This window comes from Kitasatospora sp. NPDC127121, from assembly GCF_042677305.1.
Taxonomy (GTDB): Bacteria; Actinomycetota; Actinomycetes; order Streptomycetales; family Streptomycetaceae; genus Kitasatospora.
Genome location: NZ_JBHXTQ010000111.1, coordinates 1 through 21,188, shown reverse-complemented (window position 1 = coordinate 21,188; position 21,188 = coordinate 1). Strand labels below are relative to the sequence as shown.

Annotated in this window: 19 protein-coding genes, 4 tRNA genes and 1 pseudogene; 17 read left to right on the top strand and 7 right to left on the bottom strand. The window is 72.3% G+C overall.

Features of this window, described 5'->3' with window-relative positions; all coding sequences use genetic code 11:
* Both ACFVHI_RS34405 and ACFVHI_RS34400 read right to left on the bottom strand, forming a co-directional pair.
* A pseudogene (locus ACFVHI_RS34405) lies at positions 1 to 91 on the bottom strand (roadblock/LC7 domain-containing protein); the annotation flags it as partial.
* A gap of 10 nt (positions 92 to 101) precedes the next feature.
* Entirely contained in the window at positions 102 to 3,938 is a 3,837-nt protein-coding gene (locus ACFVHI_RS34400) for a nitrate- and nitrite sensing domain-containing protein (protein ID WP_380345819.1), read from the bottom strand.
* Between the two features lie 590 nt (positions 3,939 to 4,528).
* Between ACFVHI_RS34400 and ACFVHI_RS34395 the strand changes: the two genes are divergently transcribed.
* The 7 genes from ACFVHI_RS34395 to ACFVHI_RS34365 all read left to right on the top strand — a co-directional run bounded on the left by ACFVHI_RS34395 (position 4,529) and on the right by ACFVHI_RS34365 (position 8,020).
* Positions 4,529 to 4,801, top strand: a complete 273-nt coding sequence (locus ACFVHI_RS34395; RefSeq protein WP_347878533.1) for a hypothetical protein — start codon at positions 4,529 to 4,531, stop codon at positions 4,799 to 4,801.
* Positions 4,802 to 5,046: 245 nt separating this feature from the next.
* A complete protein-coding gene (locus ACFVHI_RS34390) occupies positions 5,047 to 5,847 on the top strand; it encodes a fumarylacetoacetate hydrolase family protein (protein ID WP_063347716.1) in 801 nt (266 codons plus the stop codon).
* On the top strand, positions 5,840 to 7,363 hold the full coding sequence (gene gltX / locus ACFVHI_RS34385) for a glutamate--tRNA ligase (protein ID WP_363375967.1): 1,524 nt from the start codon (positions 5,840 to 5,842) through the stop codon (positions 7,361 to 7,363). The genes ACFVHI_RS34390 and gltX overlap by 8 nt, the downstream gene beginning before the upstream one ends.
* 252 nt (positions 7,364 to 7,615) lie before the next feature.
* Positions 7,616 to 7,687 (top strand) — tRNA-Gln (locus ACFVHI_RS34380).
* Positions 7,688 to 7,724: 37 nt separating this feature from the next.
* Positions 7,725 to 7,797: transfer RNA gene (locus ACFVHI_RS34375), tRNA-Glu, on the top strand.
* Positions 7,798 to 7,823: 26 nt separating this feature from the next.
* Positions 7,824 to 7,896 (top strand) — tRNA-Glu (locus ACFVHI_RS34370).
* Between the two features lie 49 nt (positions 7,897 to 7,945).
* A tRNA-Gln gene (locus ACFVHI_RS34365) sits at positions 7,946 to 8,020 on the top strand.
* Positions 8,021 to 8,125: 105 nt separating this feature from the next.
* Here ACFVHI_RS34365 and ACFVHI_RS34360 read toward each other — a convergent pair.
* Positions 8,126 to 8,839 (bottom strand): IclR family transcriptional regulator, encoded by a 714-nt coding sequence (locus ACFVHI_RS34360; protein WP_063347714.1) that lies wholly within the window; start codon positions 8,837 to 8,839, stop codon positions 8,126 to 8,128.
* 232 nt (positions 8,840 to 9,071) lie between these two features.
* Between ACFVHI_RS34360 and leuC the strand changes: the two genes are divergently transcribed.
* From leuC to ACFVHI_RS34340, 4 genes are all read left to right on the top strand, one after another.
* A complete protein-coding gene (gene leuC, locus ACFVHI_RS34355) occupies positions 9,072 to 10,508 on the top strand; it encodes a 3-isopropylmalate dehydratase large subunit (protein WP_063347713.1) in 1,437 nt (478 codons plus the stop codon).
* A 5-nt stretch (positions 10,509 to 10,513) separates the two neighbouring features.
* Entirely contained in the window at positions 10,514 to 11,110 is a 597-nt protein-coding gene (gene leuD, locus ACFVHI_RS34350; RefSeq protein WP_063347712.1) for a 3-isopropylmalate dehydratase small subunit, read from the top strand.
* 181 nt (positions 11,111 to 11,291) lie between these two features.
* Positions 11,292 to 11,639: a hypothetical protein gene (locus tag ACFVHI_RS34345; RefSeq protein ID WP_371517045.1), complete on the top strand. Its 348-nt coding sequence runs from the start codon at positions 11,292 to 11,294 to the stop codon at positions 11,637 to 11,639.
* 133 nt (positions 11,640 to 11,772) lie between these two features.
* The gene (locus ACFVHI_RS34340) at positions 11,773 to 12,489 is read left to right on the top strand and encodes an HU family DNA-binding protein (RefSeq protein WP_063347711.1); all 717 of its coding nucleotides are present in this window, start codon (positions 11,773 to 11,775) and stop codon (positions 12,487 to 12,489) included.
* Between the two features lie 207 nt (positions 12,490 to 12,696).
* Here the strand turns inward: ACFVHI_RS34340 and ACFVHI_RS34335 are convergent, their stop codons facing one another.
* Both ACFVHI_RS34335 and cofC read right to left on the bottom strand, forming a co-directional pair.
* Positions 12,697 to 12,918 (bottom strand): hypothetical protein, encoded by a 222-nt coding sequence (locus ACFVHI_RS34335; protein WP_063347710.1) that lies wholly within the window; start codon positions 12,916 to 12,918, stop codon positions 12,697 to 12,699.
* A gap of 56 nt (positions 12,919 to 12,974) precedes the next feature.
* Positions 12,975 to 13,658, bottom strand: coding sequence for a 2-phospho-L-lactate guanylyltransferase (gene cofC, locus ACFVHI_RS34330; RefSeq protein ID WP_063347709.1), 684 nt, complete (start codon positions 13,656 to 13,658; stop codon positions 12,975 to 12,977).
* Positions 13,659 to 13,890: 232 nt separating this feature from the next.
* Here cofC and ACFVHI_RS34325 point away from each other — a divergent pair, with 232 nt between their 5' ends.
* From ACFVHI_RS34325 to ACFVHI_RS34315, 3 genes are all read left to right on the top strand, one after another.
* Positions 13,891 to 14,715, top strand: a complete 825-nt coding sequence (locus ACFVHI_RS34325; protein WP_063347708.1) for a 1-acyl-sn-glycerol-3-phosphate acyltransferase — start codon at positions 13,891 to 13,893, stop codon at positions 14,713 to 14,715.
* A gap of 14 nt (positions 14,716 to 14,729) precedes the next feature.
* Complete coding sequence (locus ACFVHI_RS34320; protein ID WP_079135606.1) at positions 14,730 to 15,713, top strand: NAD(P)H-dependent glycerol-3-phosphate dehydrogenase; 984 nt, start codon at positions 14,730 to 14,732, stop codon at positions 15,711 to 15,713.
* A 90-nt stretch (positions 15,714 to 15,803) separates the two neighbouring features.
* Positions 15,804 to 16,949: a D-alanine--D-alanine ligase family protein gene (locus ACFVHI_RS34315; protein WP_363375958.1), complete on the top strand. Its 1,146-nt coding sequence runs from the start codon at positions 15,804 to 15,806 to the stop codon at positions 16,947 to 16,949.
* A gap of 66 nt (positions 16,950 to 17,015) precedes the next feature.
* Here ACFVHI_RS34315 and ACFVHI_RS34310 read toward each other — a convergent pair whose 3' ends face one another.
* The gene (locus ACFVHI_RS34310; protein WP_380345813.1) at positions 17,016 to 17,534 is read right to left on the bottom strand and encodes a DUF3515 domain-containing protein; all 519 of its coding nucleotides are present in this window, start codon (positions 17,532 to 17,534) and stop codon (positions 17,016 to 17,018) included.
* A 20-nt stretch (positions 17,535 to 17,554) separates the two neighbouring features.
* Positions 17,555 to 17,788 (bottom strand): Lrp/AsnC ligand binding domain-containing protein, encoded by a 234-nt coding sequence (locus tag ACFVHI_RS34305; RefSeq protein WP_363375953.1) that lies wholly within the window; start codon positions 17,786 to 17,788, stop codon positions 17,555 to 17,557.
* A gap of 206 nt (positions 17,789 to 17,994) precedes the next feature.
* On the opposite strand from ACFVHI_RS34305, the gene ACFVHI_RS34300 reads away from it, so the two are divergent.
* The 3 genes from ACFVHI_RS34300 to thiD all read left to right on the top strand — a co-directional run bounded on the left by ACFVHI_RS34300 (position 17,995) and on the right by thiD (position 21,061).
* Complete coding sequence (locus ACFVHI_RS34300) at positions 17,995 to 18,960, top strand: thiamine-phosphate kinase (protein ID WP_063347704.1); 966 nt, start codon at positions 17,995 to 17,997, stop codon at positions 18,958 to 18,960.
* 196 nt (positions 18,961 to 19,156) lie between these two features.
* On the top strand, positions 19,157 to 20,182 hold the full coding sequence (locus tag ACFVHI_RS34295; RefSeq protein WP_063347703.1) for a 6-phosphofructokinase: 1,026 nt from the start codon (positions 19,157 to 19,159) through the stop codon (positions 20,180 to 20,182).
* Positions 20,183 to 20,263: 81 nt separating this feature from the next.
* Positions 20,264 to 21,061: a bifunctional hydroxymethylpyrimidine kinase/phosphomethylpyrimidine kinase gene (gene thiD, locus ACFVHI_RS34290; protein ID WP_063347702.1), complete on the top strand. Its 798-nt coding sequence runs from the start codon at positions 20,264 to 20,266 to the stop codon at positions 21,059 to 21,061.
* Positions 21,062 to 21,188 lie beyond the last annotated feature (127 nt).

Here is a 21,188-nt window from a genome sequence, read left to right as displayed (position 1 = left end):
CGGCGGAGACCACCACGGTGTGGGACACCCCGGGGGTGTTGTCCACGAAATTGGTGATCAGCCAGTTCAGGTTCTGTGCGGCCTGGCTCATCTGATTCAACTCAACGCTCCTGGTGATCTGCGCCGTTGCCGTCGGTCCGGCCACCGAAACTATCGAATCCGGGCTGCTGGGCACCATGCTGGGAGCCCGGCTGGTTGGCCTGTTCGGCCCCGGCCCGGCGGCCCTGCTGGATGCCGCGGCGCAGGTTGGTCAGCCGGCCGCGGACCTCTTCGGGGGCCCGGGAGACCTGCGGACCGGTCAGCGGCGAGGCCTCGGCGGTGCCGGAGACCAGGTTGGCCTGCGGGGTCCGCCGGGGGAGACCGGACATCGTGACGCCGCTGGTCGAGGGCTCGCGGACCTGCTCGGCGCGGCGCCAGCGCTCGTCGTTCGCGGACGGGCGCCAGGGGGCGTCCCCGGTGCCGGGATGCGGTTGCTGGCCCTGCTGCGGCTGCTGCTGGCCCTGCGGCTGCTGGCCCTGCTGAGGGGCCTGGGGCTGCGGGGCCTGGGGGGCCTGGGCCTGCGCGGCCTGCTGCGGAGCCTGGGGCTGCTGGGCCTGGGCCGGCCGGCCCTGTCGGCGCTGCGGGTCGGACGGCTGGAACTCCGGCGCCGAGGTGCCGGGCCGGCGCGGCTGGTACGTCCGAGGCCGCGCCTCCTGCCCGCCCTCCTGCGGGTACCACGGCTGCTCGGCCGCACCCCCGGACGGGCCGGTCGGCAGGGCCATCGGCTCCGGCCGGGCCTGCTCCTGGCGCACCGGCTCGGGCCGGGCCTGCTCCTGACGGACCGGCTCCGGACGCGCCGGGTTCGGCAGCACCGGCTCCACCAGGCCGAGGCCCAGCGGGTCACGCGGGTCGATCTGGCTGGCCTCGAAGCGCGGCCGGGCGAACTGCTGGGTGCTCTCCATCGACGCCGGCTCGGCCGACGGCAGCGGCTGGGCCTGCTGCTGCGGCGGCAGCTGCGGCTGGCGGTCGCGCTGCGGCGCGTCCGGGCCGGGGCGCTGCGGGCGGCGCTGGCCCTGCGGACCGGGCTGACCCTGCGGGCCGCCCTGACCGGGGCCGCCCTGGCCCTGCGGGGCCGGCCGGCGCTGCGGCAGGCCCTCCTGCGGGCGGTTGCCCGGGCGGGCGCCCTGCTGCTGCGGAGCGCCGCCCGGCCGACCCGGCCGACCGTGCTGCGGCTGCTCGCCGGTCCGGGGGCCCGGACCGCCGTCGAACTCGCCACCCGGGCGCGGCCGTTCCTGGCCGGGGCGGCCCTGGGTGGGCTGCTGCTGACCGGGTTGGCCCTGGGCGGGCTGCTGCTGGCCGCGGCGGGGCAGACCGCCGGGGCCGCCCTGCGCCGGGCCCGGCCGGTTCGGGCCGCGCTGCGGCAGGCCGCCCTGCGGGGACTGCTGGGGCTGCGGGGACTGCGGGGCCTGCTGGGTCGGCTTCTGGCCCTGGGGCTGAGGGGCCTGCCGGCCCGGGCCCTGGGGTCCCTGGGGCTGCTGGCCAGGGCCCTGCTGGCCCGGCTGGACGGGGTTCTCGCGCAGCGACTTGCCGACCTGGCGGGTCGGCAGGCCGCCGGCCCGGCCGCCGGGCGCGGCAGGCGCACCCGGTCCGGTCGGAGCACCCGGAGCACCCGGAGCGTTCGGTCCGGTCGGAGCACCGGGGCCGGTCGGAGCGGTCGGGCCGCCCTGGCCGAGCTGCGGGCGGCCGCCCTGCGGGGCGCCGCCGGCCGGGCCCTGGCCGAGCGCGGCCGGGCCGCCCTGGCCGGGCGGCACCTGGCGCTGCTGGCGCGGCGTCGGGGCGACCCCGCGCTGCTGCTTGGCCTGGGCGGGGCCGGGCCGGGCGGGGCCGCGGCGGTCGGCGGAGTTGGTGACGTCGACCGGGAGCATGACCAGCGCGGTGGTGCCGCCGGAGTCGCTGGGGCGCAGCTGGATGCGGATGCCGTGTCGCAGGGACAGGCGGCCGACCACGAAGAGGCCCATGCGGCGGGAGACCGAGACGTCCACCGTCGGCGGGTTGGCGAGGCGCTCGTTGATCTCGGCGAGGTCGTCGGGGCTCAGGCCGATGCCGGTGTCGTGGATCTCGACCAGGACGCGGCCGTCGGGCAGTGCGTGGCCGGTGACCCGGACGCGGGTCTGCGGGCTGGAGAACGAGGTGGCGTTCTCCAGCAGCTCGGCGAGCAGGTGGACGAGGTCGTTGACGACGCGGCCGGCGACCTCGGCCGACGGTACAGCGGCGAGTTCGATGCGCTCGTACTGCTCCACCTCGGAGGCGGCGGCGCGGAGCACGTCGACCAGCGGGACGGGCCTGGTCCAGCGGCGGCCCGGGTCCTCACCGGCGAGGACGAGGAGGTTCTCGCCGTTGCGGCGCATGCGGGTCGCGAGGTGGTCCAGCTTGAAGAGGTTGGCCAGCTGGTCCGGGTCGGCCTCGCGGCTCTCCAGTTCGGAGATGAGCGACAGCTGGCGCTGGATGAGGCCCTGGCTGCGGCGCGAGAGGTTGGTGAACATCGCGTTGATGTTGCCGCGCAGGAGGGCCTGCTCGGCGGCGAGGCGGACGGCCTCGCTGTGCACCATGTCGAAGGCGTGCGCCACGTGGCCGATCTCGTCGGTGGAGTCGACGGCCACCGGTTCGACCGTCGTGTCGACGTCGTGCGGGTCGCTCTCGGAGAGGGTCTTGACCAGCTCGGGCAGGCGGCGCTCGGCGACGTCCTCGGCCGCGGCCTGCAGCCGGGTCAGCGAGCGCACCATCGAGCGGGCGATCAGACCGGCGCCACCGAGGGCGACGAGCAGCACCAGGGCGATGGCGGCACCGATGATGATGGCCTCGGTGTCGGCCTGGGACTGGAGGTCCTGGGCCTTGCCGTCGAGGTCCTCGATGAGCTTGGACTCGATCCGGCGCTCGGCGGTGATCTTGGCGCTGGCCTTCTCGTACCAGTCCTTGTAGGTCACCGGGTCGGTCTGGTGGATACCGCTCGGCTGGAGGATCGAGCGCGCGTACCGGTCGGCGTCGGCGATCACCGAGTTGTAGCTGAGCTGGCCGCGCAGGTTGTCCAGGTCGTGCGCGGTGTAGATGTTGTTGAAGCTGGTGAGCGAGTTGTCGTACGAGGTGCGCAGGCGGATGCCGAAGGACTCGTCGCTGGGGCTGAGGTCGGGGCCCTTGGGGTTGGCGAGTGCGGCGCCGATCAGGGCGCGCTGCTGCGAGGTGGCGTTCTTGGCCAGCGAGAACTGCTGCAGCGAGCGGGTCGCGACGAGCAGGTCCGTGTTGTTCGACGCGAGCGCGATGTCCTGGGTGATGGCCAGCAGGTCGCGGATGATCACGTCGTAGGCGGTGATCGTCGACTGGATGTTCTGGTTGTTCTGGTACGGCGTGTTGCGCGCGTCCGAGATCGAGTTCAGGTCCCTGCGGATCTGGAACAGCAGCGCCTTCCCGCCCGAGAGTTCGAGGTTCTCGAACTTGTCCGAGGACGCGGTGAAGGTGCGGCTCAGGTCGTCGGTGGCCCTGCGGGCGGTGACGATGTCGTCGTCGAGCGGGTCGTTGGGGCGCGCGGTGATGTAGCCGGCGCTGATGTCGCGCTCGGTCTGCAGGGCGTCCGCGAGGTTGGTCGCCTTCTTGGCCAGGTCGGACAGGTTGGCCATCTGGGAGAGCTGCTGCGAGTTCTGCATCGAGGCCTGGATCCGCAGGCCACCGAGGACCAGGGAGACCAGGACGGGCAGGGCGAGCAGGGCGATCAGTCGGGTCCGGATGCGCCAGTTGCGCATCGCGAGCCGGCTCAGACCGGTGGCCCGTCGCCGGGTCAGGGTGGTCCGGAGCTTGTCCCGGGCGGACTTCCGTTCCTGGCCGTCGTCCTCCGGGTGGCCGGGGGCCTCGGGGACCACCGGCTCGGCCGGGCTGCCGGGAGCCGCCGCCTGCTGGGGGGCTGCCACGGGCTCGTGCGACTCCGGGTTACCCGCGCCGCCGCTACCCCTTTTGAAACGTCCCTGCACTGGCGTCGCAACCTCTGGACCGGGCGTCCCGCCGCGTCGCCGCGGACCGGACGGTGTCGAGTTTCCTTCCGCTCCCCGGCTGGTCCGGGTGAGCGCGTCGCCGGGGTGGACTTCTCCCTACCCACGGTCCGTGGCATTCCAGCACAGCCGGGGAATCCCAACAAGGGCCGCCAGGACACGCCGCGCGGCGCTACCGAACGCGTGCGTGACTTCACTGACTGTGTCGCAACAGGACCGGAATACCGCATTTTTCGGACACTCGCCGGATACATGCCAACCCGGCCCGAGATCGAAAAGAGTCACAGACCTTCCGGAATGACCGTTATCGGAGATATGCCGGAAAATACCGTTGCGGCGATATGTCGGATATCTGCAATTCGCTCATGAATTTGTGATCAAAATCACAGTCTAATGTGTAGCTTTGGTCACGGTCCCTGTGGAATGAGATCTCGTAACCTGGCTGTCTCCGGAGCACGGCCCCGATCAGCCTGCCCAGAACCCCTCCGAATCATTCGGAATCAATCAGGCCGGTGACGATCCGCCGCGATCCGACCGGCCGCGACCACGAGGTGCTCTCGATGTCCCAGGCGAAGAAGGCCGCCACCAAGTCCACGCTGCCCTGCCGCTCCACGGCGAACCCGCGCCGGACGACGCTGGCCTCGGTCGCGGACTTCAGCACGATCCCGGGTGCCCGCAAGCCCGAGGACGCCGTCACCTACGGCACCGAACTGCCGGCCAGCACCGCCAACCCGCGCCGCACCCAGCTGATGGTCGCCCCGGCGCCCGTCGTCGTGCAGGACTGACCCGACCCCCGCTCCGACAGGGCGTCGCGGCCGCGCCACCGAGGGCGGCCGCGGCGCCCTGCGGCGTTCCCGGGCGGTCGCCGGGGCTCGCGGCCCGACCGCGCTGAACAGGGGCAAAGCGGTCAGCCGGGGCCCCACGCGATAGCCTGGACGACGATTGACGGGGCCGCGCCCACTGTGGGCGAGGCGCCCACCAGCGCCCGGGCGCGCCCCGGGCGGTCGACGAAGCGAGGGGTATCCCAGCCGTGCGCATTGCCAGGTTTTCCGTCCGGGAAGGGAGCCCTGCCGCCGGCAGCGTCTCCTTCGGCGTGGTGGAGGGCGACCCTTCCCAGCCCGACTCGCTGGTCGTCCACGCGCTGGCCGGCCACCCGTTCGGCCAGCCCCAGCCGACCGGCGAGAGTTATCGCTTCCAGGACGTCCGGCTGCTCAGCCCGATGCTCCCCAACAAGATCGTGGCGGTCGGCCGCAACTTCGCGGCGCACGCCGCCGAACTGGGCAACGACGTCCCGGACGTGCCGCTCACCTTCTTCAAGCCGTCCACCTCGGTGATCGGCCCGACCGAGAACATCGCGTACCCGCCGTTCTCCTCGGACGTCCAGCACGAGGCCGAACTCGCCGTGGTGATCGGCCGGATGTGCCGCGAGGTGCCGCTGGACCGGGTGCCCGAGGTGATCCTCGGCTACACCTGCGCCAACGACGTCACCGCCCGGGACGTGCAGAAGCGCGAGGGCCAGTGGGCCCGGGCCAAGGGCTTCGACACCTCCTGCCCGCTGGGCCCGTGGATCGAGACCGACCTGGACCCGGCCGACCTCGCCGTCACCTGCACGGTCAACGGCGAGCTCCGGCAGGCCGGCCGCACCTCCCAGATGGTCCGCTCGGTCGCCGAGCTGATCGTCCACATCTCCGAGGCCATGACGCTGCTGCCCGGCGACGTCATCCTCACCGGCACGCCCGCAGGGGTGGGCCCGCTCAACGTCGGCGACGAGGTCGCCGTCTCCATCGAAGGCATCGGCACTCTCACCAACAAGGTGATCAAGCGTGGCTAGTGAAAAGCTCAGCGGCTCCGCCGCGGGCAACCCGGCCGTCCGGGTTCGTTTCTGTCCGTCCCCGACCGGGAACCCGCACGTGGGCCTGGTCCGCACGGCCCTCTTCAACTGGGCCTACGCCCGCCACAACGGCGGCACGCTGGTCTTCCGGATCGAGGACACCGACTCGGCCCGCGACTCCGAGGAGTCGTACGACCAGCTGCTCGACGCGATGCGCTGGCTCGGCTTCGACTGGGACGAGGGCCCGGAGGTCGGCGGCCCGCACGAGCCGTACCGCCAGTCCCAGCGGATGGACATCTACGCCGACGTCGCCCGCCGCCTGCACGAGGCCGGCCACGCCTACCACTGCTACTGCAGCACCGAGGAGCTGGACGCCCGCCGCGAGGCCGCCCGCGCGGCCGGCAAGCCCTCCGGCTACGACGGCCACTGCCGCGAGCTGACGGACGAGCAGGTCGCCGTCTACAAGCTGGAGAAGCGCGAGCCGATCCTGCGCTTCCGGATGCCCGACCGCACCCTCAGCTTCGACGACCTGGTGCGCGGCACGCTCACCTTCGAGCCGGAGAACGTGCCGGACTACGGCATCGTCCGGGCCAACGGCGCCCCGCTGTACACCCTGGTCAACCCGGTGGACGACGCCCTGATGGGCATCACCCACGTGCTGCGCGGCGAGGACCTGCTCTCCTCCACCCCGCGGCAGATCGCGCTGTACGCCGCGCTCGCCGAGATCGGCGTCGGCGACGGCACCACCCCGCGCTTCGGCCACCTGCCGTACGTGATGGGCGAGGGCAACAAGAAGCTCTCCAAGCGCGACCCGCAGGCCTCGCTCAACCTGTACCGCGAGCGCGGCTTCATCCCCGAGGGCCTGCTCAACTACCTGTCCCTGCTGGGCTGGTCGCTGGCCGACGACCGCGACCTGTTCGGCATCGACGAGATGGTCGCCGCCTTCGACATCGCCAAGGTGAACGCCAACCCGGCCCGCTTCGACCTGAAGAAGTGCGAGGCGATCAACGCCGAGCACGTCCGCAAGCTGGCCCCGGAGGACTTCGTCCGCCGCCTGGTGCCGTACCTCCAGGCCCCCGGGCTGCTGCCGGCCGAGCCGACCGCCGAGCAACTGGACCTGCTCGCGAAGATCGCGCCGCTCACCCAGGAGCGGATGGTCGTGCTGAGCGAGATCGTGAACATGGCCGGCTTCCTGTTCGTCGACCCGGCCGACTTCACCGTCGACCCGGACGACGCCGCCAAGGCGCTGACCGCCGACGCCCGCCCGGTGCTGGAGGCCAGCGTCAAGGCGCTGGAGGCGCTCGCGGACTTCAGCCCGGAGCCGATCCAGGCCGCGCTGCGCGAGGCGCTGGTGGACGGGCTGGGCATCAAGCCCAAGTTCGCGTTCACGCCGCTGCGGGTCGCCGTCACCGGCCGCCGGGTCTCGCCGCCGCTGTTCGAGTCGATGGAGCTGCTCGGGCGCCCCGAGACGCTGCGCCGGCTGAACTCCGCCCTGGAGGCCCTGCCGGCCGCCTGAGCGGGCCGCTGAGCAGGCTGCGGGCCCGGCCTCGTGCCGGGCCCGCTGCCTGCCCGGACGTCACCGCCGGGACGTCACCGCCAGGTCGCCCGGCCGCTGCCTGGGGTTATCGATTTTGGAGCCGGGGCCGGCGTCGGGTAATGTTCTTTCTGCGCCGCCCGGGAGGGAACGGACGAGGGAGCGAAACCCTCCACCCGGCCCCGAACGAGAGGCGCAACGCCTGAGAAGGCCCCGACAGGGGTTCAACTCTGGTGGGGTATGGTGTAATTGGCAGCACGAGTGATTCTGGTTCATTTAGTCTAGGTTCGAGTCCTGGTACCCCAGCGCAGTACGCAAGTCCAGCAGTACAAGTGAAGAACAAGCCCCCGTTGTGTAGCGGCCTAGCACGCTGCCCTCTCACGGCAGTAGCGCCGGTTCGAATCCGGTCGGGGGTACTGATCCCGCAAGGGATCACCAGGAAGCCCCCGTTGTGTAGCGGCCTAGCACGCTGCCCTCTCACGGCAGTAGCGCCGGTTCGAATCCGGTCGGGGGTACTTCAGAGCATGAAGCCGGTGGGTTATCCCATCGGCCCTTGCTTTGCGTTGGGGTATGGTGTAATTGGCAGCACGAGTGATTCTGGTTCATTTAGTCTAGGTTCGAGTCCTGGTACCCCAGCCAGAAATTCAAGGCCCCGGTTTCCGGGGTCTTTTTTTGTATTTCCCGGAGCATTCCGAAGGGCCCCGCGCGGTGGTGCTGCGCGGGGCCCTTTCCGGATGGCGGCGGTCAGCCGCGGCGGAGCGCCTCGGTGAGCCGGTTCGCGGCCTCGATGATGGCCTGGGCGTGCAGGCGGCCCGGGTGACGGGTCAGCCGCTCGATCGGGCCGGAGACGGAGACGGAGGCCACCACGCGGTTGGAGGGGCCGCGCACGGGAGCGGAGACGGACGCGACGCCCGGCTCACGCTCGCCGATCGACTGGGCCCAGCCGCGCCGGCGGACGCCGCTGAGCGCGGTGGCGGTGAAACGGGCGCCCTGGAGGCCGCGGTGGAGCCGCTCGGGCTCCTCCCAGGCCAGCAGGACCTGGGCGGCCGAGCCGGCCTTCATCGGCAGGGTGCTGCCGACCGGGACGGTGTCCCGCAGGCCGGAGAGCCGCTCGGCGGCGGCTACGCAGATCCGCATCTCGCCCTGGCGGCGGTAGAGCTGTGCGCTCTCGCCGGTGACGTCGCGCAGGTGGGTCAGGACCGGGCCCGCGGTGGCGAGCAGCCGGTCCTCGCCCGCCGCGGCGGAGAGTTCGGAGAGACGGGGGCCGAGGATGAATCGCCCCTGCATGTCCCTGGTGACCAGACGGTGGTGTTCGAGTGCGACGGCGAGCCGGTGGGCCGTGGGGCGCGCCAGACCGGTGGCGGCGACCAGCCCCGCCAACGTGGCGGGGCCCGACTCCAGTGCGCTCAGCACCAGAGCGGCCTTGTCGAGAACGCCGACGCCGCTAGAGTTGTCCATGCCCTAAGACTGCAGTCTCATTCCGCGAGACGCAAGTTCAATCTTCCGGGAAAAGCGCCACTCTGGATGCAGCAGCCCGGGAGACATCCAGGATGCGACCTCACCAGAGTGTCCGCATCGTGGACAGCGATCCGGCGTGCAGGTCGCGAGAACGCGCCCGCCACAGGGCGGCGGGAGCTCCGACCTCGACGACACGAGAAGGCCGGCAACGCGGCCGGCTGGAGGGAATCCGATGGGACGGACACTCGCAGAGAAGGTCTGGGACGACCACGTCGTGCGGCGCGCGGAGGGAGAGCCCGACCTGCTCTTCATCGACCTCCACCTGCTCCACGAGGTGACCAGCCCGCAGGCCTTCGACGGGCTGCGGCTGGCCGGCCGGACGGTCCGCCGCACCGATCTGACGATCGCCACCGAGGACCACAACACCCCCACCGTCGACATCGACAAGCCGATCGCCGACCCGGTGTCCAAGGTGCAGTTGGAGACGCTGCGCCGCAACGCCGCCGAGTTCGGCGTCCGGATCCACTCGCTCGGCGACATCGAGCAGGGCGTCGTGCACGTGGTCGGCCCGCAGCTGGGCCTGACCCAGCCCGGCATGACCGTGGTCTGCGGCGACTCCCACACCTCGACCCACGGCGCCTTCGGCGCACTGGCGTTCGGCATCGGCACCAGCCAGGTCGAGCACGTGCTGGCCACCCAGACGCTGCCGCTGGCGCCCTTCCGGACCATGGCCGTCACGGTCGAGGGCGAACTGCCCGAGGGCGTCACCGCCAAGGACCTGATCCTGGCCGTGATCACCAAGATCGGCACCGGCGGCGGCCAGGGATACGTCCTGGAGTACCGCGGTTCGGCGATCCGGGGCCTGTCCATGGAGGCCCGGATGACCATCTGCAACATGTCCATCGAGGCCGGCGCCCGGGCGGGCATGATCGCCCCGGACGAGACCACCTTCGACTACCTCAAGGGCCGTCCGCACGCCCCGCAGGGCGAGGACTGGGACGCCGCCGTCGCGTACTGGTCGACCCTGGGCACCGACGAGGACGCGGTCTTCGACCACGAGATCTTCATCGACGCGGCCGCGCTGACCCCGTTCGTCACCTGGGGCACCAACCCCGGCCAGGGCGCCCCGCTGGGCTCCGACGTGCCGGACCCGGCCTCCTTCACCGACCCGCAGGAGCGCGCGGCCGCCGAGAACGCCCTCGCCTACATGGGGCTGGAGGCCGGCACCCCGCTGCGCGAGGTCACCGTCGACGCCGTCTTCGTCGGCTCCTGCACCAACGGCCGGATCGAGGACCTGCGCGCCGCCGCCGCCGTCGTGGAGGGCCGCCGGATCGCCGACGGCGTACGGATGCTGGTCGTCCCGGGCTCCGTCCGGGTCGCCCTGCAAGCCGTGGAGGAGGGCCTGGACAAGGTGTTCACCGCGGCCGGCGCCGAGTGGCGCCACGCGGGCTGCTCGATGTGCCTGGGCATGAACCCCGACCAGCTCGCCCCCGGCGAGCGTTGCGCCTCCACCTCGAACCGCAACTTCGAGGGCCGGCAGGGCAAGGGCGGCCGGACCCACCTGGTGTCCCCGCAGGTCGCCGCCGCGACCGCCGTCCTGGGCCGTCTGGCCGCACCGTCCGATCTGCCCTCCGACCTGGCGGACACCAACGTGGCTGTGGAGGCCTGAGAACCATGGAGAAGTTCACCACCCACACCGGCCGGGCCGTTCCGCTGCGGCGCTCGAACGTGGACACCGACCAGATCATCCCGGCCCACTGGCTCAAGAAGGTCACCCGTTCCGGTTTCGAGGGCGGCCTTTTCGAGGCCTGGCGCAAGGACGAGTCGTTCATCCTCAACCGGCCCGAGCGACAGGGCGCCACGGTCCTGGTGGCCGGCCCGGAGTTCGGCACCGGCTCCTCCCGCGAGCACGCCGTCTGGGCGCTGCAGAACTACGGCTTCCACGCGGTCATCTCGTCGCGCTTCGCGGACATCTTCCGTGGGAATTCCCTGAAGAACGGACTGCTGACGGTCGTCCTGCCGCAAGAGACCGTGGAACGGCTCTGGGCGCTCACCGAGAGTAACCCTTCGGCCGAGATCACCGTTGATCTGGAAGCCCGCGAAGTCCGGGCCGAGGGCGTCACCGCGTCTTTCGAACTGGACGACAACGTCCGGTGGCGGCTGCTCAACGGGCTGGACGACATCAGCATCACCCTGCGGAACGAGGCCGACATCGCGACCTTCGAAGCGACCCGTCCGGCCTTCAAGCCCCGTACTCTGCCGGTTGCCTGAGATCCCCTCAGAACAAGCATTCTGGCGATCCACCGGATGGCCCGCCTCCCCTTCGGGGGGGCGGGCCATCCGCCGTTCCGGAGCACGAGTTAGCGCCGCGGCCCACCCCGGATTGCCCATTTGGCTTTGCCGGAGAGGGCCCCGCGCAAGTACAACTGCGGGTAGATGGCACAATCAGTACATGCACCGGCACCATGAACCTCCGTACGCGGGCGGCGAACCCGCGGCTCCGGAGTCCGTGGGCCGGGGATCCGAACGCCGAATTGACGATCGGCCGGACGTCGCCTCCGCACCAGCTGAGGGGCCGGACGACCAGGAAGTCGCAGCGCTCTACGCGCTTGTGGCCGAGCGGTTGAAGCAAGCTCACGCCCGCGTGCATGCGCTGAACGTGTCTGCCGATGCAAAGACCGCTCTCTCCCGTCAACTCCTCATCGTCACCGAGACCGCCAAGCGCGATCTTCCGGAGGCGGCAAGGCGGTTGAGTCGCTTTGTACATGACCTCGACGAGGGGCGCCCGCCCGTCGCCTGAGGTCGCCGACGCGCAAATCCATTGCGACACTAGGGTGATTCGCGCGTTTGGTAATTGAAAGTCCGCAGATACATACCTAACGTGCGAAAAGAACGGATGGAATCATCCGGCGCCCGTTTCCGAAGGGGAAGACGTGAACAAGGCTCAGCTTGTCGAAGCGGTGGCCGAGCAGCTGGGCGGTCGCAAGGCTGCCGCAGAGGCCGTCGACGCAGTGCTCGACACCATGGTCCGTGCCGTTGTGGCCGGTGACCGGGTTTCGGTCACTGGTTTCGGCACCTTCGAGAAGGTGGAGCGCTCCGCGCGCTTCGCCCGCAACCCGCAGACCGGCGAGAAGGTCAAGGTCAAGAAGACCTCGGTGCCCCGCTTCCGTCCCGGCCAGGGCTTCAAGGACCTGGTCAGCGGCAGCAAGAAGCTGCCGAAGGAAGGCCCCTCGGTGAAGAAGGCCCCCAAGGGCTCCCTCACCCCGGGCAAGAGCGGCGTCGCCGCCACCCCGGCCGCCAAGCGCGCCGCGACCAAGCGTGCCGCCACGGCCGCCGCCGCCGCTGCTCCGGCCAAGAAGGCCGCCGCCAAGAAGGCGACCACCACGGCCGCGGCCAAGAAGACCACCGCGACCGCGACCAAGAAGACGGCCGCCGCCGCCAAGAAGGCGACCACCACCGCCGCCGCGAAGAAGACCACCGCGACCGCGACCAAGAAGACGGCCGCCGCCGCCAAGAAGGCGACCACCACCGCCGCCGCCAAGAAGACCACCGCGACCGCCAAGAAGGCGACCGCGACGGCCAAGAAGACGGCTCCGGCGAAGAAGACCGCCACCCGCAAGACCACCGCGCGCAAGACCTCTGCCAAGTAGTCCCGCGCAGCGGTCCTCGGACGGCCTTCGGCAGAGAGCCGCGGCACCCCCCCTCCGTGAATTACGGAGACCGGGTCGCCGCGGCTCTTTCGATTTCCGGGCGCTTAGTCAGGATTCTCCGACCGACGGTGACCAGGCACGGAACGCGAAGGCGGACGTGCCGGACGGCGGGGGAGGAGCAGCGGGGGGACGGCCAGCGGAGGGCGGTCAGCCCGCGGCGGGGTCGGGGAAGGTCTGCAGCGTCACGAAGACCACCCGGCGGGCCTCGCCGGCGCCCTCGGTGCGGATCCGCACCCGCTGGCCCGGCCGCAGCAGCCGCAGACCGCCGGCGTCGAAGGCGGCCGCGTCGAACGGCACCGGGGTCCCGTCGTCGAGCAGCACGGAGCCGGCCCGGGTGGCGGGGTCGAAGGTGAACGCGGTGGCCTGCATGGCAGCAGCATAGCGAGCGGCCCCGACCGGCCGGGCGGCGTCCCGCGGGACGCCGGTCAGGCCCGTGCCAGCCGGGCGAACAGACTGCTGGTGTACGGGCCGAGGCCGAGCACCGCGGCCTCGCCGAGGTCCGCGCCGGTGTCGACGTCCCGGCGCACCGACTCCACGTCCGCCAGGCGCAGTTCGAGTGCTCCGCCGGCCGCGTGCCGGGCCCGTGAGCCGTCCCCGAAGGCGGGGGAGAGCGGGCGGCCGGGGGTGCAGGCGAGCAGCGTGGTGCCGAGGCCGGGGGAGTCCGGCAGGAAGGCCCGGCCGTCCGGTGGCACCGCGCCCAGCACCCGGGCCAGTTCGACCGGGCGCAGGGCCGGCAGGTCCGCCGAGAGGGCGGCCAGCGGCGAGCGCGGGGCGAGTGCCAGGGCGGCCGCCGCGCCGTGCACCAGCGCCTCGTTGAGGCCCTCGCCGGGTTCGTCGGCGACCACCACCGCGCCCAGCGCCGCCAGCCGGGCGCCGGCCGCCGCGTCCCGGGTGACCACCAGGACCCGGGCGACGCCCGGGGTGGCCAGTGCGGCGGTGGCGGTGTCGAGCGCGAAGGACAGCGCGAGGTCCGCCCGGTGCGGCCCGGCGTACGGGGCCAGTCGGCTCTTCGCGAGGGCGAGCGGCTTGAGCGGCAGCACCAGCGACCAGTCGGTGGTGGGTGCGGGGGGCGCGACGGGCCCGTTGGGGCGTACGGTGTCCTGGGTCATCGGCGTCATTGTGACGCCGGTCCCGGAGCCCTCGCCAGGCCGTCCGATCTGTGCGGACGTGCGTTTGATCACGCCTGCCGGGCGGGTTGGTGCGGTCGCTCGACAGCCGGTGAGCAGCCGGGCGAGACTGTTCCGCACCCGTGATCCGGGCACCGGTCCCGTACCGGTGCGCGGCACCGGGAGGTTATGACCGCGGCACCCCACGTGCCGCTTCGGATGAGGAGGACCTGGGGTGGCCCGCCGCTCGTACGCCAAGTTCGGCAACGCCGACTACGGCATCTGGTACCGCTTCGCGGCCGTGCTGGTGAAGCCGGTGACGACCGCGCTGGTGAAGCCCGACTGGCGGGGCTGGGAGCACCTTCCGAAGGAAGGCGGCTTCATCGCCGCGGTGAACCACAATTCGATCATCGACCCGGTGATCTACGCGCACTGGCAGTACAACAGCGGCCGTCCGCCGCGCATTCTCGGCAAGTCCTCGCTGTTCTCGATTCCCTTCATCGGATTCATGCTGCGCAAGACCGGCCAGATTCCGGTGTTCCGCGAGTCCACCGATGCCGCGCAGGCTTTCCGGGCCGCTATCGACGCCGTCAACGGCGGCCAGTGCGTGCAGTTCTACCCGGAGGGCACGCTCACCCGGGACCCGGACCTGTGGCCGATGACCGGCAAGAGCGGCGTCGCCCGGGTCGCGCTGATGACCGGCGCGCCGGTCATCCCGGTCGCGCACTGGGGAGCGCACGAGATCATCCCGCCGTACGGCCGGCCGGGCTTCGGGAAGGGCAAGTTCAACCTCTTCCCGCGCCACCGGGTCACCGTGGCGGCGGGACCTGCGGTGGACCTGAGCAAGTACCGGGGCCAGGAGCTCACCGCCCAGGTGCTGGGCGACGCCACCGAGGACATCATGACGGCGATCACCGCCGTGCTGGCCGACGTCCGCGGCGAGGAGCCGCCGGCCGAGCGCTACGACATGCGCAAGGCCGCCCGGAACCGCGCCGCCGCGGCCGCCGCCGAACGCCGGCGCGCCAAGGGCGGAAACGACGACGAGGAGGGCGGCCGGTGACCCGCTGCGCAGTGATGGGGACGGGCTCGTGGGGCACCGCCTTCGCGATGGTGCTGGCCGACGCGGGCAGTGACGTCGTCCTGTGGGCCCGCCGCCAGGAACTCGTCGACGCCATCAACACCACGCACGAGAACCCGGACTACCTGCCGGGCGTGCCGCTGCCGGGCTCCGTCCGGGCCACCACCGACGCCGCCGAGGCGCTGGCCGGCGCCGACTTCGCCGTCCTGGTGGTGCCCTCGCAGACGCTGCGCGACAACCTGGCCGCCTGGACGCCGCTGATCGAGCCGCAGACCGTGCTGGTGAGCCTGATGAAGGGCATCGAACTCGGCACCGCCAAGCGGATGAGCGAGGTGATCGACGAGGTCACCAAGGTCGGCCCGGAGCGCGTCGCAGTGGTCAGCGGGCCCAACCTGGCCCGGGAGATCGCCAACCGGCAGCCCGCCGCCAGCGTCGTCGCCTGTGCGGACGAGGCGGTCGCCAAGCGGCTCCAGGCGGCCTGCCACACGCCGTACTTCCGCCCGTACACCAACACCGACGTGCTGGGCTGCGAGCTCGGCGGCGCGGTCAAGAACGTGATCGGCCTGGCGGTCGGCATGGCGGCCGGCATGGGGCTCGGCGACAACACCAAGGCGACGCTGATCACCCGCGGGCTGGCCGAGACCACCCGGCTCGGCGAGGTGCTCGGCGCCGACCCGCACACCTTCGCCGGGCTCGCCGGGATGGGCGACCTGGTCGCCACCTGCTCCTCGCCGCTGTCGCGCAACAACACCTTCGGCATGAACCTGGGCCGGGGCATGTCGCTCGCGGAGACCATCGCGGCGACCCGGCAGACCGCGGAGGGCGTCAAGTCCTGCGAGTCGGTGCTCGACCTGGCCCGGCGCAACGGCGTCGACATGCCGATCGTCGAGGCGGTGGTGGACGTCGTGCACAACGGGCGGCCCACCCAGGAGGCGCTGCAGGCCCTGATGTCCCGTTCGGCGAAGGCCGAGCGGCGCTGAGCGGCGCTGACGGCGCGGCGGTGGTCCGGGGCGGTGGCCGGGGGCGGCTGACGCCCCGGAAACCCTTCGCACGGTAGTCTCAAACCCGATATGAGCATCGAACAGTCCTCCCCGAACCCGTCCGCTGCGAAGCCGCGCGTCGCGCTGGTCTTCGGCGGACGCAGCTCCGAGCACGGCGTCTCGGTGGTCACCGCCGGCAGCGTGCTCAAGGCGATCGACCGCGAGAAGTACGAGGTGCTCCCGATCGGGATCACCCCCGAGGGCCGCTGGGCGCTGGTCAGCGACGAGCCCGCCCGGATGGCCATCACCGACGGCCGGATGCCGGACGTCACGGGCGTCGCCGAGTCCGTGGACGGGCAGGTCGCGCTGCCGATCGCCCCGGGCGACCGGGAGGTCGTCCTGAGCGAGCCGGGAAGCACCCCCAAGGCCCTCGGCGAAGTCGACGTGGTGTTCCCGCTGCTGCACGGCCCCTGGGGCGAGGACGGCACCCTGCAAGGCCTGCTGGAGCTGTCCGGCGTGCCCTACGTCGGCAACGGCGTGCTCTCCAGCGCGGTCGGCATGGACAAGGAGTTCACCAAGCGGATCCTGGCCTCGCACGGCCTGGGCGTCGGCCGGTACACCATCGTGCGGCCGCGCGACTGGGAGAGCGAGGCCGGCCGCGCCGCGGTGCGCGAGCGGGCCGCCGAACTCGGCCTGCCGCTGTTCGTGAAGCCCTGCCGGGCCGGTTCCAGCATGGGCATCACCAAGGTCAAGGACCTCGCCGACCTCGACGCCGCGATCGAGGAGGCCCGCCGGCACGACCCCAAGCTGATCATCGAGGCCGGCGTGAGCGGCCGCGAGATCGAGTGCGGCGTGCTGGAGACCGAGGACGGCCCGAAGGCCAGCCTCCCGGCCGAGGTGCTGGTCGGCGACGGCTTCGACTTCTACGACTTCGAGGCCAAGTACATCGACTCGTCCGAGGTGCAGATCCCGGCGAAGCTCGACGACGGGCAGACCGCCGAGATCCGCCGCCAGGCGGTGGCCGCGTTCGACGCGCTCGGCTGCGAGGGCCTGGCCCGGGTGGACTTCTTCCTGCTGGAGGACGGCACCTGGATGGTCAACGAGATCAACACCATGCCCGGCTTCACCCCGATCTCGGCCTACCCGAAGATGTGGGAGGCCACCGGGCTGTCCTACCCGGAGCTGATCGACCGGCTGCTCCAGGCGGCGCTGCGCCGCTCGACCGGCCTGCGGTAGCCGCACGCGGACGACGGAGGGCGGACCGGGAAGCTCCCGGCCCGCCCTCTCGGCGCCCTCGCGGGCTCAGCCCGGGATGGTGGCCTTCACCGCGCCGGTGAGGGCGGCGGCCGGGTCGAAGGGGTTGGCCGCGGCCCCGGCCGGGACGGTCACCTCGACGTAGGCGGCGCGCATGGTCGTCACGAAGCGGTAGCCGCCGTCGGTGAGCTTCTGCGACCACCAGGTGACGTCGTCCACGGTCGGCGACCAGTCCTTGGCGTGCTCGCCGTCCAGTTCCTCCGGACGGTCGATCCCGCAACGCAGCACCGTGCGGGGCGAGCTGGCCCACGCGGCCACGTACGGAGAGGCGGGCGACGGGTCCTTGCGGGCGTGGCCGAGCAGCTCCTGCGGCAGGGCCGCGGCCAGCGCGCGGCAGTACTCGGCCGCCTTGCCGCCCGGCCGGGGGGCCGCCACCGATTCGTCGGCGGAGCCCCAACTGCCGAGCAGCACGACGACCGTGCAGGTCAGGGCGAGCGGCAGGGCCAGCCAGCGGATGGGCGCCGGCAGTGCCGTCAGCGCCCGGGGGATTCGGAGTTCTCTGGCCACCCGCCGATGGTAGCCGGGCCTTACAGGTGCACCACCGGACAGGTGAGGGTGCGGGTGATGCCCTCCACCTGCTGGACCTTGGCCACCACCAGGCGGCCCAGGTCGTCCACGGTGTCGGCCTCGGCCCGGACGATGACGTCGTACGGGCCGGTGACGTCCTCGGCCTGGAGGACGCCGGGAATCTCGGAGATCGACTGGGCCACGGCGGTGGCCTTGCCGACCTCGGTCTGGATCAGGATGTATGCCTGTACCACGGGGACCTCCGGCGGCCGGTTACGGGGATCGCCGCCGTGAGCGCCCGGACGGTCGTCGGGGTGGGAACGGGCTCACCGGCAGTCTGATCACCACGCTACCGCGCGGTGGGCCGGGGAGGGGAGACCCCGACACCCCGGAAGGGCGTACGCTGCGCGCGGGGGCGCGACGGGGACGAGTTCAGTATGGACATGCGAGAGGACGGCAGATGCAGGGGACCGTGGGCGAGCTCGGCGAGTTCGGTCTCATCAGGGAGCTGACCGCCCGGGTGCCGCTCACCGACGCGGTCGACCTCGGCCCCGGTGACGACGCCGCGGTGGTGAAGGCCCCGGACGGCCGGGTGGTGGCCACCACGGACGTCCTGATCGAGAACCGGCACTTCCGCCGGGACTGGTCCACCGCCTACGACGTGGGCCGCAAGGCCGCCGCCCAGAACCTCGCCGACGTGGCCGCCATGGGAGCGGTGCCCACCGCGATACTGCTCGGCCTGGTCGCCCCCGCCGACCTGCCCACCACCTGGGCCACCGAGCTGATGGACGGGCTGCGCGACGAGTGCCAGGTGGCCGGGGCGACGGTGGTCGGCGGCGACGTGGTGCGCGGCGACACCGTCACGCTGGCCATCACGGCGCTCGGCGACCTCCAGGGGCGCGCGCCGGTGACGCGCGCCGGTGCGCAGGTCGGCGACGTGGTCGCGGTGACCGGCTGGCTCGGCTGGTCGGCCGCCGGACTCACCGTGCTGCAACGCGGCTTCCGCTCCCCCCGCGCCTTCGTCGAGGCGCACCGCCGGCCCGAGCCGCCGTACCACGCGGGCCCGGCCGGCGCCGAGTTGGGCGCGACCTCGATGATCGACGTGAGCGACGGACTGGTCGCCGACCTCGGCCACGTGGCCCGGGCCAGCGCGGTGGACATCGACCTGAAGGCCGCCGACTTCGACGTCCCGGCGCAGATGGCCGACATCGGACAGGCGGTCGGGGTGGACCCGTTGGTCTGGGTGCTGTCCGGCGGCGAGGACCACGCGATCGTGGCGACCTTCCCGCGCGGGGTCCAACTCCCGGCCCGCTGGCGGGTGGTGGGCGAGGTGACCGGCCGCCCCCGGGGCAGCCGCAGCGGCCGGGTGACGGTGGACGGCGCGCCCTGGGACCGGGTCGGCGGCTGGGACCACTTCGCCGAGTGACGGGCGGCCGCGCCGATTGTCGTACGGCACACGGCGGGTGACCCCCGGACACCGGCGCGCGGCGGGCGGCGCGTGACCCCCGCACTCGCGGCGCACGGGCTTCGCGGGTCCGTTTTGCGTAGGCTGGCGACAACCGAGCCCGCCCGCCGTCTGGTGTGGGTGGTCTGAACCACTGCGAGCGGGAGCGCACCCAGTCATGCGTATCGGTGTACTGACCAGCGGCGGCGACTGCCCCGGCCTCAACGCGGTGATCCGCTCCGTCGTGCACCGGGGCACGGACGTGCACGGCGACGAGATCGTCGGCATCCTGGACGGCTTCCTCGGCCTGATCGAAGGCCGCACCCGGCCGGTCTCGCACGACGACGTCACCGGCCTGCTCACCCTCGGCGGCACCGTCCTGGGCTCCGCCCGGGTGCAGCGCGAGCGGATCTCCTGGGCGGTGGAGAACGCGAAGACGCTGGCCCGGGACATCGGCATCGACGCGCTCATCGCGATCGGAGGCGAGGGCACGCTGACCGCCGCCAGGCTGTTCAGCGACGCCGGACTGCCGGTCGTCGGGGTGCCCAAGACCATCGACAACGACATCAACGCCACCGACGCCACCTTCGGCTTCGACACCGCGGTGCACGTCGCGACCGAGGCGATCGACCGGCTCAAGACCACCGCGGAATCCCACCAGCGCGTCATGGTCGTCGAGTTGATGGGTCGTCACACCGGCTGGATCACCCTCACCGCGGGCATGGCCGGCGGCGCGCACGGCATCCTCATCCCGGAGAAGCCCTTCGACATCGAGGCGGTGGCCCGGATGGTCGACGACCGCTTCGACCGCGGCAAGAAGTTCGCCATCATCGCCGTCGCGGAGGGCGCCGCCCCGATGCCCGGCACCATGCGCTTCGACCACGGCGAGGTCGACCAGTACGGCCACCGGACCTTCGGCGGGATCGGCAACCGGCTCGCCCACGAACTGGAGAACCTGCTCGGCAAGGAGGCCCGCCCGGTCATCCTCGGGCACACCCAGCGCGGCGGCACCCCGACCGCCCGGGACCGCGTGCTCGCCACCCGCTTCGGCTGGCACGCCGTCGAGGCCGTCCACCAGGGCGCGTTCGGCCACTTCACCGCGCTGCGCCGGACCGGGATCGAGCTGGTGCCGATCGCCGACGCGGTGACCCGGCTGAAGACGGTGCCGGAGGACCGCTGGGTGGAGTCCGAGGCCGTGCTCTGAATGCGCGCAGGTAGGTTGCCGTGCTCTGAACGCGCGCAGGTAGGGTGCCGCGCTCCGAACGCGCGCAGGTAGGTTGACCTCATGGTTTCGACTGCCCCTCCCCGTGTGCTCACCGTCGCCGGCTCCGACTCCGGCGGTGGCGCCGGCATCCAGGCCGACCTCAAGGCGATGCTCGCCCTCGGCGTCCACGGCATGAGCGTGATCACCGCCGTCACCGCGCAGAACTCGCTCGGCGTCCAGGGCTACTGGGAGCTGCCCGCCGAGGCCGTCCGGGCGCAGTTCCGCAGTGTGGTCGACGACATTGGGGTGCAGGCCGTGAAGACCGGCATGCTCGCCTCGATCGAACTGGTCGAGACCGTCTCCGAACTGCTGGCCGGGGTGGACGCCCCGGTGGTCGTCGACCCGGTCGGCGTCTCCAAGCACGGGGACGCCCTGCTGGCCGCCGAGGCCGTCGCCACCGTCCGCGAGCGGCTGCTGCCGGTCGCCACCCTGGCCACCCCCAACCTGCACGAAGTGACCCAGCTCACCGGCCGGACCGTCGAGGGCGAGGGGCAGATGCTGGACGCCGCCAAGGCGTTGCTCGACCTCGGGCCGCGCTGGGCGCTGGTCAAGGGCGGCCACCTGGAGGGCGAGGCCGCGGACCTGCTCTACGGCGGGCCCGGCGAGGTGCACTGGTACCGGGCGCCGCGCTACGACAACCGGCACACCCACGGCACCGGGTGCACCCTGGCCAGCGCGATCGCGGCCGGGCTGGCCAAGGGCGAGTCGCTGCCGGAGGCGGTCGGCTCGGCCAAGGCGTACATCACCGGCGCGATCGCCGGTGGCTTCGCGCTCGGCGCCGGGATCGGCCCGGTCGACCACGCCTGGCGCTGGCGCTGACCCGGCCGGGTGGCGGGGCGCCGGGGCCCCCCCCCCCCCCGGGGGTGGGGGGGAAGACGGGGGGGGGGGGAGAACAGGGGGGGGGGGGGGGGGGCCGGTTAACCCGGGGGGGGGGGGGGGGGGCGGG

What these genes read in the sequence shown, in the direction of transcription:
- ACFVHI_RS34345 (WP_371517045.1), top strand. Translation starts at nt 11,292, where the DNA reads ATGCACCGGCACCATGAACCTCCGTACGCGGGCGGCGAACCCGCGGCT.
- leuC (WP_063347713.1), top strand. Translation starts at nt 9,072, where the DNA reads ATGGGACGGACACTCGCAGAGAAGGTCTGGGACGACCACGTCGTGCGG.
- thiD (WP_063347702.1), top strand. Translation starts at nt 20,264, where the DNA reads ATGGTTTCGACTGCCCCTCCCCGTGTGCTCACCGTCGCCGGCTCCGAC.
- leuD (WP_063347712.1), top strand. Translation starts at nt 10,514, where the DNA reads ATGGAGAAGTTCACCACCCACACCGGCCGGGCCGTTCCGCTGCGGCGC.
- ACFVHI_RS34320 (WP_079135606.1), top strand. Translation starts at nt 14,730, where the DNA reads ATGGGGACGGGCTCGTGGGGCACCGCCTTCGCGATGGTGCTGGCCGAC.
- ACFVHI_RS34360 (WP_063347714.1), bottom strand. Translation starts at nt 8,839, where the DNA reads ATGGACAACTCTAGCGGCGTCGGCGTTCTCGACAAGGCCGCTCTGGTG.
- cofC (WP_063347709.1), bottom strand. Translation starts at nt 13,658, where the DNA reads ATGACCCAGGACACCGTACGCCCCAACGGGCCCGTCGCGCCCCCCGCA.
- ACFVHI_RS34315 (WP_363375958.1), top strand. Translation starts at nt 15,804, where the DNA reads ATGAGCATCGAACAGTCCTCCCCGAACCCGTCCGCTGCGAAGCCGCGC.
- ACFVHI_RS34300 (WP_063347704.1), top strand. Translation starts at nt 17,995, where the DNA reads ATGCAGGGGACCGTGGGCGAGCTCGGCGAGTTCGGTCTCATCAGGGAG.
- ACFVHI_RS34335 (WP_063347710.1), bottom strand. Translation starts at nt 12,918, where the DNA reads ATGCAGGCCACCGCGTTCACCTTCGACCCCGCCACCCGGGCCGGCTCC.
- ACFVHI_RS34295 (WP_063347703.1), top strand. Translation starts at nt 19,157, where the DNA reads ATGCGTATCGGTGTACTGACCAGCGGCGGCGACTGCCCCGGCCTCAAC.